Annotated in this window: 16 protein-coding genes; 7 read left to right on the top strand and 9 right to left on the bottom strand. The window is 35.4% G+C overall.

The genetic code is table 11. From position 1 onward, the window contains the following. Positions 1 to 23: 23 nt before the first annotated feature. Genes trpA through D1003_RS01715 form a run of 9 tightly spaced genes read right to left on the bottom strand, consistent with a single transcriptional unit; the run spans position 24 to position 7,283 of the window. Positions 24 to 758 (bottom strand): tryptophan synthase subunit alpha, encoded by a 735-nt coding sequence (gene trpA, locus D1003_RS01755; protein ID WP_153935475.1) that lies wholly within the window; start codon positions 756 to 758, stop codon positions 24 to 26. Positions 759 to 768: 10 nt separating this feature from the next. Beyond that, the gene (locus D1003_RS01750) at positions 769 to 1,068 is read right to left on the bottom strand and encodes a hypothetical protein (RefSeq protein ID WP_014938709.1); all 300 of its coding nucleotides are present in this window, start codon (positions 1,066 to 1,068) and stop codon (positions 769 to 771) included. A 3-nt stretch (positions 1,069 to 1,071) separates the two neighbouring features. Continuing rightward, positions 1,072 to 2,256, bottom strand: coding sequence for a tryptophan synthase subunit beta (gene trpB / locus D1003_RS01745; protein WP_052911059.1), 1,185 nt, complete (start codon positions 2,254 to 2,256; stop codon positions 1,072 to 1,074). A 12-nt stretch (positions 2,257 to 2,268) separates the two neighbouring features. Beyond that, on the bottom strand, positions 2,269 to 2,907 hold the full coding sequence (locus tag D1003_RS01740) for a phosphoribosylanthranilate isomerase (protein ID WP_153935474.1): 639 nt from the start codon (positions 2,905 to 2,907) through the stop codon (positions 2,269 to 2,271). A 3-nt stretch (positions 2,908 to 2,910) separates the two neighbouring features. Beyond that, positions 2,911 to 3,687, bottom strand: a complete 777-nt coding sequence (gene trpC, locus D1003_RS01735) for an indole-3-glycerol phosphate synthase TrpC (protein WP_153935473.1) — start codon at positions 3,685 to 3,687, stop codon at positions 2,911 to 2,913. Further along, positions 3,688 to 4,266: a DNA-3-methyladenine glycosylase I gene (locus tag D1003_RS01730; protein ID WP_153935472.1), complete on the bottom strand. Its 579-nt coding sequence runs from the start codon at positions 4,264 to 4,266 to the stop codon at positions 3,688 to 3,690. Then, complete coding sequence (gene trpD / locus D1003_RS01725; RefSeq protein ID WP_153935471.1) at positions 4,266 to 5,252, bottom strand: anthranilate phosphoribosyltransferase; 987 nt, start codon at positions 5,250 to 5,252, stop codon at positions 4,266 to 4,268. Before trpD ends, D1003_RS01730 begins: the two co-directional genes overlap by 1 nt. Before the next feature lie 23 nt (positions 5,253 to 5,275). Further along, a complete protein-coding gene (locus D1003_RS01720) occupies positions 5,276 to 5,848 on the bottom strand; it encodes an aminodeoxychorismate/anthranilate synthase component II (RefSeq protein ID WP_153935470.1) in 573 nt (190 codons plus the stop codon). A gap of 25 nt (positions 5,849 to 5,873) precedes the next feature. Then, positions 5,874 to 7,283 carry an anthranilate synthase component I family protein gene (locus D1003_RS01715; protein ID WP_153935469.1) on the bottom strand — a complete coding sequence of 470 codons (1,410 nt, stop codon included), beginning with the start codon at positions 7,281 to 7,283 and terminating at the stop codon, positions 5,874 to 5,876. A gap of 358 nt (positions 7,284 to 7,641) precedes the next feature. On the opposite strand from D1003_RS01715, the gene thrS reads away from it, so the two are divergent. From thrS to D1003_RS01680, 7 genes are all read left to right on the top strand, one after another. Continuing rightward, positions 7,642 to 9,567 carry a threonine--tRNA ligase gene (gene thrS, locus D1003_RS01710; protein WP_153935468.1) on the top strand — a complete coding sequence of 642 codons (1,926 nt, stop codon included), beginning with the start codon at positions 7,642 to 7,644 and terminating at the stop codon, positions 9,565 to 9,567. 86 nt (positions 9,568 to 9,653) lie between these two features. Beyond that, complete coding sequence (gene infC / locus D1003_RS01705) at positions 9,654 to 10,151, top strand: translation initiation factor IF-3 (protein ID WP_052911051.1); 498 nt, start codon at positions 9,654 to 9,656, stop codon at positions 10,149 to 10,151. 37 nt (positions 10,152 to 10,188) lie between these two features. After that, positions 10,189 to 10,386, top strand: coding sequence for a 50S ribosomal protein L35 (rpmI, locus tag D1003_RS01700; RefSeq protein WP_004918979.1), 198 nt, complete (start codon positions 10,189 to 10,191; stop codon positions 10,384 to 10,386). A gap of 123 nt (positions 10,387 to 10,509) precedes the next feature. Further along, positions 10,510 to 10,854 (top strand): 50S ribosomal protein L20, encoded by a 345-nt coding sequence (gene rplT, locus D1003_RS01695; RefSeq protein ID WP_004918977.1) that lies wholly within the window; start codon positions 10,510 to 10,512, stop codon positions 10,852 to 10,854. Positions 10,855 to 10,973: 119 nt separating this feature from the next. After that, entirely contained in the window at positions 10,974 to 11,867 is an 894-nt protein-coding gene (locus tag D1003_RS01690) for a 3-hydroxybutyryl-CoA dehydrogenase (RefSeq protein ID WP_153935467.1), read from the top strand. Positions 11,868 to 11,952: 85 nt separating this feature from the next. Continuing rightward, entirely contained in the window at positions 11,953 to 12,192 is a 240-nt protein-coding gene (locus D1003_RS01685) for a hypothetical protein (protein ID WP_004918972.1), read from the top strand. A 180-nt stretch (positions 12,193 to 12,372) separates the two neighbouring features. Beyond that, entirely contained in the window at positions 12,373 to 16,077 is a 3,705-nt protein-coding gene (locus D1003_RS01680) for a phosphoribosylformylglycinamidine synthase (protein WP_153935466.1), read from the top strand.

Raw genomic sequence — 16,077 nt, 5'->3', positions numbered from 1 at the left:
AATTAAAATGTGTATAGTGACTGTTAAAGTTTAATACTTTGTATAAAAACTTTAGCTTTTTCTTTCCAATCCGATTCTTCTAAAAGAATTTTCACAAATGCAGTGCCTATAATACCGCCATCGGCTTGTTCGGTAACTGTGGTAAAGTCGTTTTTATTTTTAATCCCAAAGCCTATCATTAGTGGATTTTTCAGCGGTAATGAGGCTAATCGATTAAGGTAATCTTCGTTTTTCAATGTTTTGGACTGGTTGCCTGTTGTGGACGAAGAACTCACCGCATACAAAAATCCAGAACTTAAGCTATCCAAATACAAAATTCGTTCATCAGGTGTTTCTGGCGTTACCAAAAAAGTAAAGTTTAGATTAAATTTTTTGAGAATGGATTGGTATTTTTTTTCAAACTCAATAGGAGGAAGGTCAGGGATAATCACTCCATTAACGCCTGTTTCTTGGCATTTCTGACAAAACTTCTCAAAGCCATAAGAAAGCACAGGATTGATGTAGCCCATCAAGATTATTGGAATGTGAATTTCTCCTTTAGTTTTTGCTAACTGTTCAAAAAGTTTCTCTATTGACATTCCGTTTTCTAAGGCTTTAATATGAGCTTGTTGTATCACCTCACCATCGGCAACAGGGTCGCTATAAGGCATACCAATCTCCATCATATCAGCTCCTGCTTCTTGAATTATTTTAATGATTTCCGCAGTATCTTCCAACTGGGGAATACCTGCTGTAAAGTATATATTTAATTTTTTCATTTAGAGTATTTTAAGGTAAAAGAGTACAAATTATAAATAGTATAGCTAAGCAACCAATTATAATAAGATTGATATTTCTTTTCACTATTTTCTTTTTCTTATTTAGTATGATAGCTTCTATAATCATTGCAATAAACCATAGAAATGAAAACAAAGTAATAAGAAAAATAATAGCTCCTGCGTCTCCTGTGCCACAACGCCTGTCAGGAGCCGTGTAATCTAAATAAGAAAAAGCCATAGGAAGGGCTAAAATCCAAGATAAAATTAGAATAACTATTCTTACTACAATATGGATAATATTACTTTTCATAGATTAAACATTTAGATAGTTTAAATAAGTTTCCATATCTTTATCGCCTCTACCACTTAGGCAGATGACAACAATGTCTTCTTTTCCAAACTTCTTTTTATCCAAAACCGCTAATGCGTGAGCACTTTCTAAGGCAGGAATAATACCTTCCGTTTTAGTCAGATTGAATGCGGATTTTAGAGCTTCATCATCGTTGATGCTTAAAAATTCGGCTCGTTTTTGTTGGTAAAGATTGGCGTGCATCGGTCCAATCCCTGGATAGTCCAACCCCGCAGAAATAGAGTAGGGCTCAATCACTTGTCCGTCTTTGGTCTGAATAACCAAACTCTGACTGCCGTGCAAAACGCCAATGCTCCCCAAAGCTGTTGTTGCAGCAGTTTCTCCAGAATGAACGCCCAAACCACCAGCTTCTGCCGCAATAATATTGACTTTCTCATTATTCACAAAATGATAAAAAGTCCCTGCGGCATTACTACCGCCGCCCACACACGCAATGAGGTGGTCGGGATAATCTCTGCCTTCCTGTTCTTGTAGTTGGACTTTAATTTCCTCTGAAATAACGGACTGAAACCTTGCCACCAAATCAGGGAAAGGGTGAGGGCCAACCACGCTACCTATGATATAGTGGGTGGTTGTAGGATTATTTATCCAATCTCTTAAAGCCTCGTTTACAGCGTCTTTTAAAGTTTTAGAACCCGAAGTCGCAGGAACGACTTTAGCACCCAACATCTTCATTCTGGCAACATTAGGAGCTTGTCGGGCAATATCTATTTCGCCCATATAAACAATGCACTCCAAGCCGAGCAAAGCACACGCCGTAGCAGTGGCAACACCGTGCTGTCCAGCACCTGTTTCGGCTATGATACGCTGTTTGCCCAACTTTTTTGCTAAAAGAGCTTGTCCTAAAGCATTATTGATTTTGTGGGCTCCTGTATGGTTTAAATCTTCTCTTTTAAGGTAAATTTTAGTACCATATTGTCGGCTCAAATTGGGTGCAAAATATAATGGAGTTTCTCTCCCTACATAATTTTTTAATAAATCTTTGAACTCCTTTTGAAAATCTACCGAATAAATGATTTCCAAATACTTGTCTTGTAGTTCTTTAACATTAGGGTAGAGCATTTCGGCGATAAAAGCACCGCCAAATTCACCGTAATACCCTTCTTTATCTGGATTCTGATAATTCATTTTAATCTATTTCTATTGATACAAACTTAATTTAAAATTTTTAATAAGTGCCACATCTTTATTGCCTGCGGAAACTTCAAATTTACTATTGATGTCTAAAGCGATTGGTTTTTGTTTAATGGTTGAGATTTTGCCAATGTTCTCATTAGAAATACCACCGCTTAGAAAATAAGGTTTTGTGAGGTTTAACTTATTCAGTAGTTGCCAATCAAATCGTTTACCTGTTCCGCCAAAGGCTTTACTATTCGTATCAAAAAGTAAAAAGTCTATTTCAGATAATTCTGAAAATTCCGAAATATCAGGAACGGTTTCTCCCACCCGTATCGCTTTTATAATTTGGATTTCTTGTGGAAGTTTACTCTTTAAATCACGAATAAAATCAGAAGTTTCATCGCCGTGTAGTTGAACCAAATTAAGTCGAGCCTCCGTAACGATTTGCACTATTTTTTCGTTGGTTTCATTTACGAAAACGCCCACTTTTTGCCTATGCTTTAACGAAGCGATTTCCTTAAGTACTAAATGATTCAATACATATCTTGGTGATTTTTTATAAAATATAAAGCCGAGATAATCGATTTTTAAATCTATAATTTCCCGAATTTGATTCAAATCGGTAAGTCCACAAACTTTTATTTTAGGTGCAGATTTCATTTTTTATTTTATTTCTTCAATAAAAGATTGTAAAGCCATTCCAATATGGTCTTGTTTCATAAAATATTCGCCCATCAAGAAAGCGTCAAAGCCATTGTTTTTTAGTTTTTTATAAATTTCAGAGCTATAAATGGCACTTTCGGCAACGCTTAAAGTGCCTTCAGGCAATTGGTTTCGCATTCTAATGGCGTGTTCGTAATCTACTTCAAAAGTATTGAGATTTCGGTTGTTAATACCTACCATTTTTAATTTGGAATAATATTTATCAAAATCTTCACCACTATAAAATTCCAATAACACATCTAATCCCAAGTGGTGTGCCGTATCTGTAAGGTCTTCAATCTGGGATTTAGTCAAAATATTGGCTATAAGTAAAATACAGTCTGCACCGTAGGCTTTGGCTTGATAAATTTGATAATCATCGACAATAAAGTCTTTCCTTAGCAAAGGTATATCGTAAGTATTGGCTTCTTCCAAATCGGTTAAACTTCCCCCGAAAAAAGACGTATCTGTCAATACAGACACACAAGCCGCTCCGTATGCCTTATATAGCGGTAAAATCGCTTGGATTTTAGCCTCTATGTTGATGTTGTTTTTAGAGGGTGATTTCCTTTTAAACTCGGCTATAATCCCGTATGGATTGGACTCTAAACTCTCAATAAAACCTCGTGTAGGCTGGTGAAAAAACGGAGTATCCTTGAGCTTTTCTAATGGTGTTTGCTTTTTTGCTTGTTGGATTTCTTCCTGTTTGCAATTTACTATTTTGTCTAATATGGTCATTTAATTTGGGCTTTTAGAGTGTTTGTAACAAGTTTGTATATGGTCGTTTACCATACCGATGGCTTGCATAAAGGCATAAATAATGGTAGTCCCTACGAATTTAAACCCTCTCTTTTTTAAATCTTTGGATATTTTATCTGATAGCGGGGTAGAGACGGGTACTTCTGATAGGTTTTTAAACTCATTTTTAATTGGCTGATGCTCCACAAAACGCCATATATACTGGGAAAAAGTGCCAAACTCTTCTCTAACTTTTATAAAAGCCTTGGCATTTTTAACCGAAGATTCTATCTTTAATCTGTTGCGGATAATCCCTGTATTGCAGAGTAATTCTTCGAGTTTAGCTTGGTTGTAGGTGGCGATTTTGGTATAGTTAAAATCATCAAAGGCTTGTCTGAAATTTTCTCTCTTTTTCAAAATAGTTATCCAACTCAATCCTGCCTGAAACCCTTCTAACAAAAGCATTTCAAAGAGTTTTTTATCTTCAAAAACAGGCTCTCCCCATTCTGTATCGTGGTAATTGATGTAAATTTCATCATTGGTTACCCAGCCACATCGTTCTTTATTTTTTGTTTCCATTAGGCTATTATTTTATTTAAACAATCTTTAGCTTTTCCTTCTAACAAACTTCTTTTTGCTAACTCAAAACAGTTTTGATAATCCCCATATTTTTTAGTATTATAAAGTGCCATTGCTGCATTGGCTAAAACGACGGCGTTTTGTTCTGGAGTGCCTTTGCCGTCTAATATATTAAGGAATATAGCTGCGGCTTCCTCTTTTGTCTCGCCACCGTAAATTTGGTCTTCTGAAATATTTTTAAACCCTAATTCTTCGGCGGAATAAATGTATTCTCCGTTTTTATCAAAAATTTTGGTATCTTGGGTAAGGCTAATTTCATCATAGCCATCTAAGGCGTGGACAAGCATAAATTCGGCATTTTCCTTTTGCAATAAATACTGATAAAGCCTCGCTATCTCCAAATTATAAACGCCTATCATACTGTATTTGGGCTGAACGGGATTAACTAAAGGTCCTAATAAATTAAAGAAAGTCCTAAGTCCCAACGCTTTTCTAAGAGGTGCTACCGATTTTAAGGCAGTATGAAACAACGGTGCGTGAAGAAAACAGATATTCCCTTTTTCTAAATCTGATTTTAGTCCTTCTGAATTATTTTTAAATTGGTATCCTAAAAGTTCCAACACATTAGAAGAACCACTTACCGAAGAAACTCCATAATTACCATGTTTCGCCACTTTTTGTCCAGCTCCTGCAACGATAAAAGAGGCTAAGGTAGAAATGTTAAAGGTATTTTTGCCATCGCCTCCTGTGCCTACAATATCCACTAAGTCTTGAGTTCCTAAATCTACTGGAGTAGCCAGATTGAGCAAGGCCTCTCTAAAACCCATCAACTCTTCTAAAGTGATGGCTCTCATCATAAAAACACTTATAAAAGCCGTGGCTTCGGTCTCATTAAATTTATTTTGAGCCAATTCTATCATAACAGACTTCGCCTCCGATTTACTAAGTGTCTGATGATTAAATAGATATTTTAATATTTGTTTCATAATTTATTTTTTACAAACAGCTCCTATGAAGCATTTAGAAAATTAGTCAAAATAGCTCTTCCTAAAGGTGTTAAAATACTCTCAGGATGAAACTGAACGGCGTGTACATCGTAAGTTTTGTGTTGAAGTGCCATAATCATACCTTCATCATCAACAGCAGTTATTTCTAATTCCGAAGGGAAATCCTCAAGATTTACAGCCCAAGAATGATATCTGCCTATTTCTATATTTTTCGGCATATTTTGAAACAGAAGAGCATCTGTCTTTATAATTTCGGCTTGTGTCGCCACACCGTGATAGATTTTATCTAAATTAACCAAACATCCTCCGAAAGCCTCCGCAATGGCTTGTTGCCCAAGGCAAACTCCCAAAATGGATTTAGTAGGAGCATAGGTTTTAATAACCTCTAACAATCGTCCTGCCTCGCTAGGAATACCAGGTCCTGGCGAAAGTATTATCTTATCATATTGCTCTATATCTTCTAACGGAATTTTATCGTTTCTAAAAACATCTACCTCAGTACCTGTAATCTGCTCTATCATTTGAACTAAATTATAGGTAAAACTATCGTAATTATCAAATACTAATATTTTCATTTTCTTGTGTTTAAATTTTTAAGCTCTATTTTAGAGTTTCTGCTTTTTTAATGGCTTTTTTCAGGGCATTTAGTTTATTATTAACCTCTTGTAGCTCGCTTTCTGGAGAAGATTTCGCCACAACTCCAGCTCCAGCTTGATAATAAAGATGATTGTTCTTGGCTAAAAAAGTTCTAATCATAATCGCTTGGTTGCAAGTCCCATCAAAGCCTACAAAACCAATACAGCCTCCATAATATCCTCTTGAAGTAGGCTCGTATAAATCAATAAGTTCCATAGCTTTGTATTTAGGAGCACCACTCAATGTACCCTGTGGAAAGGTAGTGGCTATCATTTCGTAAGGGTTAATATTGTCGCTCAATTCGGCAGTTACTTCGCTTACCATATGTATCACTGATGAAAAAAACTGGATTTCCTTTAGTTTAGAAACGCTAACATTTTTCCCCAATTTACTAAGGTCATTTCGAGCTAAATCTACCAACATCGTATGTTCTGTATTTTCTTTTGGGTCGGCTTTTAAGTCTTTTGCCGCCGCTAAATCTTCCTGAATATTTCCCGTTCTTTTAAAAGTACCCGCGATAGGGTGAATAATGGCTTTTTTATTTTTTATAATTAACTGACTTTCAGGACTAGAACCCATCAATTTATAATCACCATAATCAAAGAAAAATAGATATGGCGAAGGATTGATATTCCTTAAAGCTCTATATACTTGAAACTCATCACCTCTGTACTTTTGCTGAAATCTTCGGCTAAGCACCATTTGGAAAGTATCTCCTCTAAAAGCGTGTTTTTGAGCTTGTTTTACCATTTCTAAAAATTTTGCATCTTCAAGGTTAGAAGTTTCTTGTTCTACGCTTTCAAACGGATATATTGCTATGGATTTATGATTGATAATATCTTCTAAATAAGATATTTCCGAATTTACCCCCTCTATCTTATTCTCTATAATTCTCATTTCATCATTGGTGTGATTAAAAGCAATGATATATTGGTAAAATCTATATCTAAGAATTGGGATTTCCGTTTCTTTGTTTTGAGGTTTAAACTGAATAGATTCAAAAAAAGGAATAGCCTCGTAACTCGTATAACCGAAAAACCCTTGAGCTACCTTATCAATAGCACTTTCCACCTCTTCACATTTGAAATTTTCTGCAAAACTTTGGAGTACATCAGTTAGAAGAATACCTTCTTGAAAGTTTAATTTTTGTGGTGGCTGGTTGGGGAATTTAATTTCATAACTTTCATAATTATTTACCTCTATACCAGCAATCGCATTTACGCCTATAAAAGAATAGCTACCGTTATCTGCGTTATGTTCTGTACTTTCCAAAAGAATAGTATCTCTATATGCATCACGAAGTTTTAGATAAACTCCCATTGGAGTATGTAGATCCCCCATAAGGGACTTGGATTCTGTTTTAATACTAATCATTTTTATTAAATCTATTTAAAATAAAAAACTCCTACGATAATCCGCAGAAGTCTTTATTGTTTGTTACTACCCTTAAATTTGTTTTCTCACCCAAAAAGCTAAATACGATAGAAGTTCAGACCCTGCTTAAGAGTTTGACACCACCACTTTTGTATTACACTATTTGTTTTCACCCAGCAAATGTAATATTTTTTTATTAAAAGACAATGTTAAATCTGAAATTTATTTTATCCAAGTTAAAATTGATTTGATGTACTTTTAATTTTATTGATGACTACCATAAATTTAAAATAATATGTTTCTACGGTAAAAAACTTTTTGTAACTTTGTGTTTTATTTATAAAAATATATTAAAATAATGGTAAAAATCACACTCCCTGACGGAAGTATCAGAGAATTTGAAGGAGTAGTAACTCCTTTAGAAGTAGCAAAATCTATTAGTGAAGGGTTGGCTAGAAATACCATTTCGGCCATGGTAAATAATAAACAAGTGGAAGTAACCACCCCAATAACCGAAGATGCTACGGTACAACTTCTTACATGGAATGATGATATGGGAAAGAAGGCTTTTTGGCATTCTTCTGCTCACCTTTTGGCACAGGCAATATTGGCGTATTATCCAGAGGCTAAACTTACCATTGGACCTGCCATAGAAAATGGCTTTTACTATGATGTAGATTTTGGAAACGAAACATTATCTGAAAAAGATTTTGAAAAGATAGAGCAAAAGATGCTAGAAAATGCCAAGAAAGACTCTACCTTTAAACTTTATGCTATCTCCAAAGCAGAGGCTTTGAAAGAATATGCTGACAATCCATACAAAACGGAATTGATAGAAAATCTTAATGACGGAGAAATTACTTTCTGTTCTCATGATGATTTTACTGATTTATGTAGAGGAGGGCATATACCTTCTACTGGGATTGTTAAAGCAGTTAAGATACTTAACGCTGCAGGGGCTTATTGGCGTGGCGATGAGAAAAATCCACAATTGACTAGGGTTTACGGAATATCTTTCCCTAAACAAAAAGACCTTAAAGAATACCTAGAAAGACTAGAGGAGGCTAAACGTAGAGACCACAGAAAATTGGGGAAAGAATTAGGTTTGTTTACTTTTTCTGAAAAGGTAGGAGCAGGATTACCGCTGTGGTTACCTAAAGGAGCGGCTCTTAGAAAAAAGTTAGAAAATTTCCTTTCAGAAGCACAAAGAAAAGGCGGTTACGAATTTGTAATGACTCCACATATCGGAAACATAGAATTGTACAAAACATCTGGGCATTACGAAAAATATGGAGCAGATAGCTTCCAACCAATAAAAACACCGCACGTAGGAGAGGAGTTTTTATTAAAACCAATGAACTGTCCACATCACTGTGAAGTTTATAAAGCACAACAATGGTCTTATAAAGACTTACCTAAAAGATATGCGGAATTTGGCACAGTATATCGTTATGAACAAAGCGGCGAATTACACGGGCTTACCAGAGTAAGAGGATTTACTCAAGATGATGCCCACTTATTCTGTACGCCAGACCAACTATTGGAGGAATTTGAGAAAGTAATAGATTTGGTGCTTTATGTATTCCAATCTTTGGGGTTTGAAGACTTTATTGCACAGGTATCGTTAAGAGATAAAGAGAACAGAGCTAAATACATTGGTTCCGAAGAAAATTGGGAGAAAGCAGAATCTGCGATTATCACAGCAGCTAAGAACAAAGGGCTTAATACCGTTGTAGAGTACGGGGAAGCAGCGTTTTATGGACCTAAATTAGATTTTATGGTTAAAGATGCTTTGGGTAGAAGTTGGCAGCTTGGAACTATACAGGTAGATTACAATCTTCCCGAAAGATTTGATTTAACCTATGTAGGTAGCGATAACGAAAGACATCGCCCTATTATGATTCACCGTGCACCTTTTGGGTCTATGGAGAGATTTATTGCTATTTTAATAGAAAATACAGCAGGTGATTTCCCACTTTGGTTAAGTCCAGATCAATATATATTACTTCCAATTAGTGAAAAATATACAGATTATGCTAAAAAAGTTTCACAATTATTAGAAAATCACGATATTTGCGGACTGGTAGATGAGAGAAACGAAAAAACGGGTAGAAAAATCCGTGATGCAGAGATGAAAAAAATACCATTTATGCTCATTGTAGGAGAGAATGAAGCAGGTAATCAAACTGTATCTGTAAGAAAAAGAGGAGAAGGAGATTTAGGAGAAATGAGTATAGAGGGCTTCGTAGCGTATTTTAAAAACGAAGCAAAGATTATAAAGTAAGGTCTAACAATTAAAATTATAAAGCCATAGCAATTAGAAAAAAAATTAACAGGTCAGCACCGCGTCGCCAGCAGGAGGATGCGCACATGATTAATGAAAAAATCCGTGCTAAAGAGGTTCGCCTTGTAGGGGATAATGTAGAACCAGGTATATATCCGCTAGCCAAAGCTAGAGAATTGGCAGAAGAACAAGAACTAGACTTGGTAGTAATATCTGATAAAGCGGAGCCTTTCATCGCTCGTATTATGGATTATAAAAAGTTCCTTTATGAGCAGAAGAAGAAACAAAAAGAGCTTAAAGCTAAACAAGTAAAAGTAGTGGTAAAAGAGATTCGTTTTGGACCTCAAACCGATGACCACGACTACGAATTTAAGAAAAAACACGCCGAAAAGTTCTTAGAAGAAGGTTCTAAACTTAAAACCTATGTGTTTTTTAAAGGGCGTTCTATTGTTTTCAAAGATCAAGGAGAAATACTTTTATTAAAACTTGCTCAAGATTTAGAGCACGTTGGGAAAGTGGATCAGCTACCTAAATTAGAGGGCAAAAGAATGATTATGATGATGAGTCCTAAGAAAACGAAATAAATATATATTGATAACAAAACAATAAAAAAGCAAAAAAATGCCAAAATTAAAAACGAAATCAGGAGCTAAGAAGCGTTTTGCTCTTACCGGAACTGGTAAAATCAAAAGAAAAAATGCTTACAAAAGTCACATCTTGACTAAGAAGGAAACTAAGCAAAAGAGAAATCTTACGCAAACTTCTTATGTTCATTCATCTGACGAGAAAAGCGTTTTGAAGCAATTAGCCATCAAGTAGTTTTTATAAATCAGTGATTCGGTTTATAAGAATTCAAAAAATTCAAACAAGTTTAACCCTGAAATGGTGCCACTAAGAAAGTGTTAAAACTTCGCCCATTTCAAAAAAACAAATTATTAAATTATGCCAAGATCAGTAAATTCTGTAGCGTCAAGAGCACGCAGAAAAAAAGTAATGAAACAAGCTAAAGGTTTTTTCGGTAGAAGAAAAAATGTTTGGACTGTTGCTAAAAATGCCGTGGAAAAGGCAATGCAATATGCCTACCGTGGTAGAAAAGAGAAGAAAAGAAATTTCAGAAGCCTTTGGATTATGCGTATTAACGCAGGATGCAGAGAATACGGAATGTCTTACTCTCAGTTTATGGGAGCTCTTAAAAAGAACAACATCGAGTTGAACAGAAAAGTTCTTGCAGACCTTGCAATGAACCACCCTGAAGCATTCAAAGCTGTTGTAGACCAAGTAAAATAAATGTTTAATTTTTTTGTTATCAATATTAAAGAGGGAGTAATTAAAACTCCCTCTTTTTTATTTGTGTTTATTAAGAATTTGTATTATTTTTAGTAATTAAAATTTATAATTAAATACAAATGAAAAATATTGTAGTAATAGGGGCAGGAACAATGGGCAATGGGATAGCCCATACCTTTGCTCAAAATGGTTTTAAAGTCAATTTAGTAGATATTTCGCAGGAAGCACTAGACAGAGGTGTTAATACTATTTCTAAAAATTTAGATAGAATTATTTCTAAAGGACATCTTACCGAAGCTCAAAAAGAAGAAACGCTAAACAATATTACCAAAAACACTTCCTTAGAAAATGCTGTTAAAAGTGCTGATTTGATTGTAGAAGCCGCTACTGAAAATACAGAACTGAAGTTGAATATCTTTAAACAAATAGATGCTTTAGCTCCAGAGTATTGCATTCTCGCAACCAATACATCATCTATATCCATCACTCAGATTGCAGCGGTAACACAAAGACCTGATAAAGTTATAGGAATGCATTTTATGAATCCTGTTCCTATTATGAAATTAGTAGAAATTATCAAAGGTTATTCTACTTCTAAAGAAACTTTTGATGTGGTTTATAAAATATCAAAAGACTTGTCAAAAGTCCCTGTGGAAGTTAATGATTATCCTGGGTTTGTAGCCAATAGAATCCTGATGCCAATGATAAACGAAGCTATAGAAACTTTATACAATAATGTAGCTGGAGTAGAAGAAATAGACACCGTGATGAAGTTAGGTATGGCTCATCCTATGGGACCATTACAATTAGCAGATTTTATAGGTTTAGATGTTTGTTTAGCTATCCTTAATGTTATGTATGATGGCTTTAAAAATCCAAAGTACGCCCCGTGTCCACTATTGGTAAATATGGTAATGGCAGGAAAATTGGGGGTAAAGTCGGGAGAAGGTTTTTACGATTATACCGAAACTAAAAAGGCTGAAAAAGTAGCTCGTATGTTTTCTAAAAATTAACAAAATTTAATTCAGATTAACAGAAATAATTGTTTATCTTTGCAGAACAAGATTCTAAAGTTAGAATATCAAAATTTTAAAACCAATGAAATTACCTAAATTTTTATTAGCGGACAACACAGAGTTTCCAGAAGACTTATTCGTAGTTCACACCGAGTACCCTAGATTCATTCTTAATGTGGAAGAGGAAGAAGTAGAGTGGCTAGATGATTTAGAAGGAGATGATGAGGAAAGTATTGCGGACGAAGCTACTAAAGCTGTAGAGGCTGCATTTAAGTGGTGCGATGCTGAATTAGAAAAATATGATGACGAAGATTTAGACTAAAAATGGTTTGAACTTGTTATTAACATAAAGGCTGTTGCTAGGGGATCTAGTAGCGGCTTTTTTGTTGTATTTTTTAAGAAAAAACAAAATAGTTATTCTCATATTTTTAGAAAGTGTCAAAAATTGAGTATTTTTGGAACATTCTAATTTTTGAAAAAAGAAAATCTAAAAAATCTAATAATGAGTAAAAGGATTTACATAGAAAAAAGAGGGATTTTTGATGTAGAAAGTCCCAAAATTTTCGATGAAATAAAAAATATATTACCTAATATTAAGCAGGTGAAGGTTTATAACATCTACGATGTTTTTGGACTTAATGATACTGATTTTGATAAGGTAGTATATAATGTATTTGCAGACCCTGTAACCGATGTTTTGCATTATGAAAATCCTGCTAAGAGTTCATCTTTTGCTATGGAGTTTCTACCAGGGCAATATGACCAAAGGGCAGATTCTGCGCAGCAATGTATTGTATTGCTAACAGAAAATATCCAAGCTAAAGTAAGAAGCGGAAAGCTAGTAGAAATAGAGGGTATCAATAAAGAGGAACTACAAAAAGTAAAAGATTTACTCATCAATAGAGTAGAGTCGCAAGAGAAAGACCTTTCTAAATTGGAAATCCCAAAAGAGGAAACGCCTAAAGAAGTTGTAGTTTATAATGATTTTATCACTTTAAACGAATCACAACTAAAGGAGTTCTATACAGAGCAAAACTTCGCCTTTGGGTTAGACGATTTAGCTTATATACAAGATTATTTTAAGTCAGAACAGAGAAATCCAACAGAAACAGAGCTTAAAGTTTTAGATACTTATTGGAGTGACCATTGCCGACACACCACCTTTGAAACAGAACTTAAAGACATTCGTTTTGAGGGACAGTTTAAGGCTACTTTAGAACATATTTTTAAAGATTATTTAGAAAAAAGAGCGTTTTTAGGACGAGAAGCTAAACCTGTTTCGTTAATGGATTTGGCTACTATTTGTGCTAAATATTTCCATAAAATGGGAAAACTAGATAATCTTGTGGTTTCAGACGAAATCAATGCTTGTACGATCAAAATAGATGCTGAATTTGATGGTAAAAAAGAGCCTTGGTACCTTTTATTTAAAAACGAAACTCACAATCACCCTACGGAAATAGAGCCTTTTGGTGGAGCATCTACTTGTTTAGGTGGTGCTATCAGAGACCCGTTATCTGGGCGTTCGTTTGTGTATCAGGCGATGCGTCTTTCGGGAGCGGCAGATGTATTAGAGCCTATGGAAAACACGCTCAAAGGTAAACTGCCTCAAAGAACAATTACCAAACAAGCGGCTAATGGCTATTCGTCCTACGGAAATCAGATTGGTTTAGCGACGACACAAGTTTCCGAAATTTATCACGAAGGCTATCGTGCTAAGAGGATGGAAGTTGGTTTTGTAGTAGGAGCTGTACCCGTAGATTGGGTAAAAAGAGAGCAACCTAAGGCAGGAGATTTAGTCATTATTTTAGGAGGTGCTACAGGTAGAGACGGCGTAGGAGGTGCTACTGGAAGTTCTAAAGAGCAAGACGAAACTTCTATCCATACACTATCTACCGAGGTACAAAAGGGTAATGCTGTAGAGGAGAGAAAAATACAAAGGCTTTTCAGAAATCCAGAGGTTACAAAGTTAATTAAAAAATCAAATGATTTTGGTGCTGGAGGGGTTTCGGTAGCAATAGGCGAAATAGCTGAAAATTTGGAGGTTAATCTTGATGTTCTTCCTTTAAAATACGAAGGGCTTAACGGAACCGAATTAGCCATATCCGAATCCCAAGAGAGAATGGCGGTGGTAATAGATGCCAACGATAAAGATAAATTCATCAGCTTTTGTAAGACAGAGAATATTTTGGCAGTAGAAGTTGCTAAAGTTACAGATTCTGGCAGAATGCAAATGTTTTGGAAAGGTGATAAGATTGTGGATTTAAGCCGTACATTTTTGGATACCAATGGCTGTTCTAAAAAACAAGAAGTAGCGGTTAATCACCTTCAAGAAGTACAGACAGAAAGGTTAGAATTTAACGAAACTAACTTTAAAAAATTATTAGCTGATAAAAATGTAGCCTCTCAAAAAGGGTTATTAGAAATGTTTGACTCTAGCGTGGGAGCAACTACGGTAGCGATGCCTCTAGGTGGAAAACATCAATTAACACCAATGGAGGGAAGCGTTCAAACTTTACCAATTATGGAGGCTAAGGATATAGAAACTGTTTCTTTAGCCAGTTGGGGATTTGATGCTGCCATTTCGGAACAAAACTCAATGGTAGGAGCGGCTAATGCCGTGGTGGAAAGTGTAGCTAAGATTGTGGCAATGGGTGGAGATTTCCGCAAAATTCGTTTAAGTTTCCAAGAATATTTTGAAAAACTTGGGCAAAATCCAGATAAATGGGGGAAACCATTAGCCTCGTTGCTAGGAGCTTATCATGCTCAAATGAACTTTGAGTTAGCCGCTATTGGAGGGAAAGACTCTATGTCTGGTACTTATCAAGACATCAATGTACCGCCTACACTTATTTCGTTTGCGTGTGCAGATGGTCAGAAATCAAATATCATTTCGCCTGAATTTAAAAAAGCAGGAAATTTAATTTATCATTTCTATCATCAATTTCAAGAAACAGAAGAAGCTAAAGGACTTCCTAATTATAATGATTTAAAGGAAATATACACCTATATTTTCAATCAAATTAAAGATAAAAAAATCGTTTCTGTAAAAACCATAAAAGAAGGTGGTCTTGCTGTGGGATTAGCTAAAATGGTTTTTGGAAATGGGTTAGGAGCGATAGTTAATGCTAATGATACAGCTTTATTAGAAAAAAATATTGGTGGATTACTTATTGAAAGTACAGAGCCTTTATCTCACCAATTACTACAAAAGATAGGTGAAGTTAGCAATGATAAAAAATTAGTAATCAACAATGATAGTTTTGATATAGACGATTTGAAGAAGGTCTATTGCCAAACTTTTGAAACGCTTTTCCCAACAAAGGAAAAACAAAAAATAGAGCTAGAATTAGATACCCAACTCAATTCTATTGAACCTAGAACGATTATCATTAAAAAACATCATATTACCAAACCAAAGGTATTCACGCCTGTTTTCCCAGGTACTAATTGCGAGTATGAAACACTTAATGCCTTCCGAAAAGAAGGAGCAGAGGTTTCTATGAAGCCACTGGTTAATCTTAACCACAATGCTTTGCAAGAGAGTATCAAAGCGTGGGCTAAGGAGATAGACCAATCCCAAATTTTGGCTTTTTCGGGTGGTTTTTCCGCCGGAGACGAACCAGATGGCTCTGCCAAATTCATCGTAAATGTGCTTAAGAATGATATAATGCGTGAGGCTGTACACCGACTTTTGGAAAGAGATGGTATGATTATCGGTATCTGTAATGGCTTCCAAGCATTGGTAAAATCGGGTCTATTACCTTATGGTGAGATTAGAGATTTAGACCAAAATTCCCCTACTTTGGCTCATAACAGTATCGGCAGACATATTTCTCAAATGGTTAATGTGAAGGTGGTTAATGAGGATAGCCCTTGGCTTAAAGGTATGAAAGGGGAGATTTATACCATTCCTATTTCCCATGGAGAGGGACGATTTATGGCATCAGAAGAAGTGATTACTCAATTATACAAGAATGGACAAATTGCGACACAATATGTAGATTTAGACGGAGCTATTGCTCACGGTATGCCATACAATCCTAACAATTCTCTATTTGCGATTGAGGGTATTACCAGCCCTTGCGGTAAGATATTCGGTAGAATGGGACACCCTGAACGCTATGCAGAAGGATTGATGAAGAATATCCCAACGGCAAACTATCATAATATATTTAAGAACGGGGTTTCTTATTTCAGAGATTAA

The organism is Riemerella anatipestifer (genome assembly GCF_009663465.1).
GTDB lineage: Bacteria > Bacteroidota > Bacteroidia > Flavobacteriales > Weeksellaceae > Riemerella > Riemerella anatipestifer_C.
The sequence above is the reverse complement of the archived record's forward strand: the minus strand, read 5'-3'. Positions and strand labels throughout refer to the sequence as shown.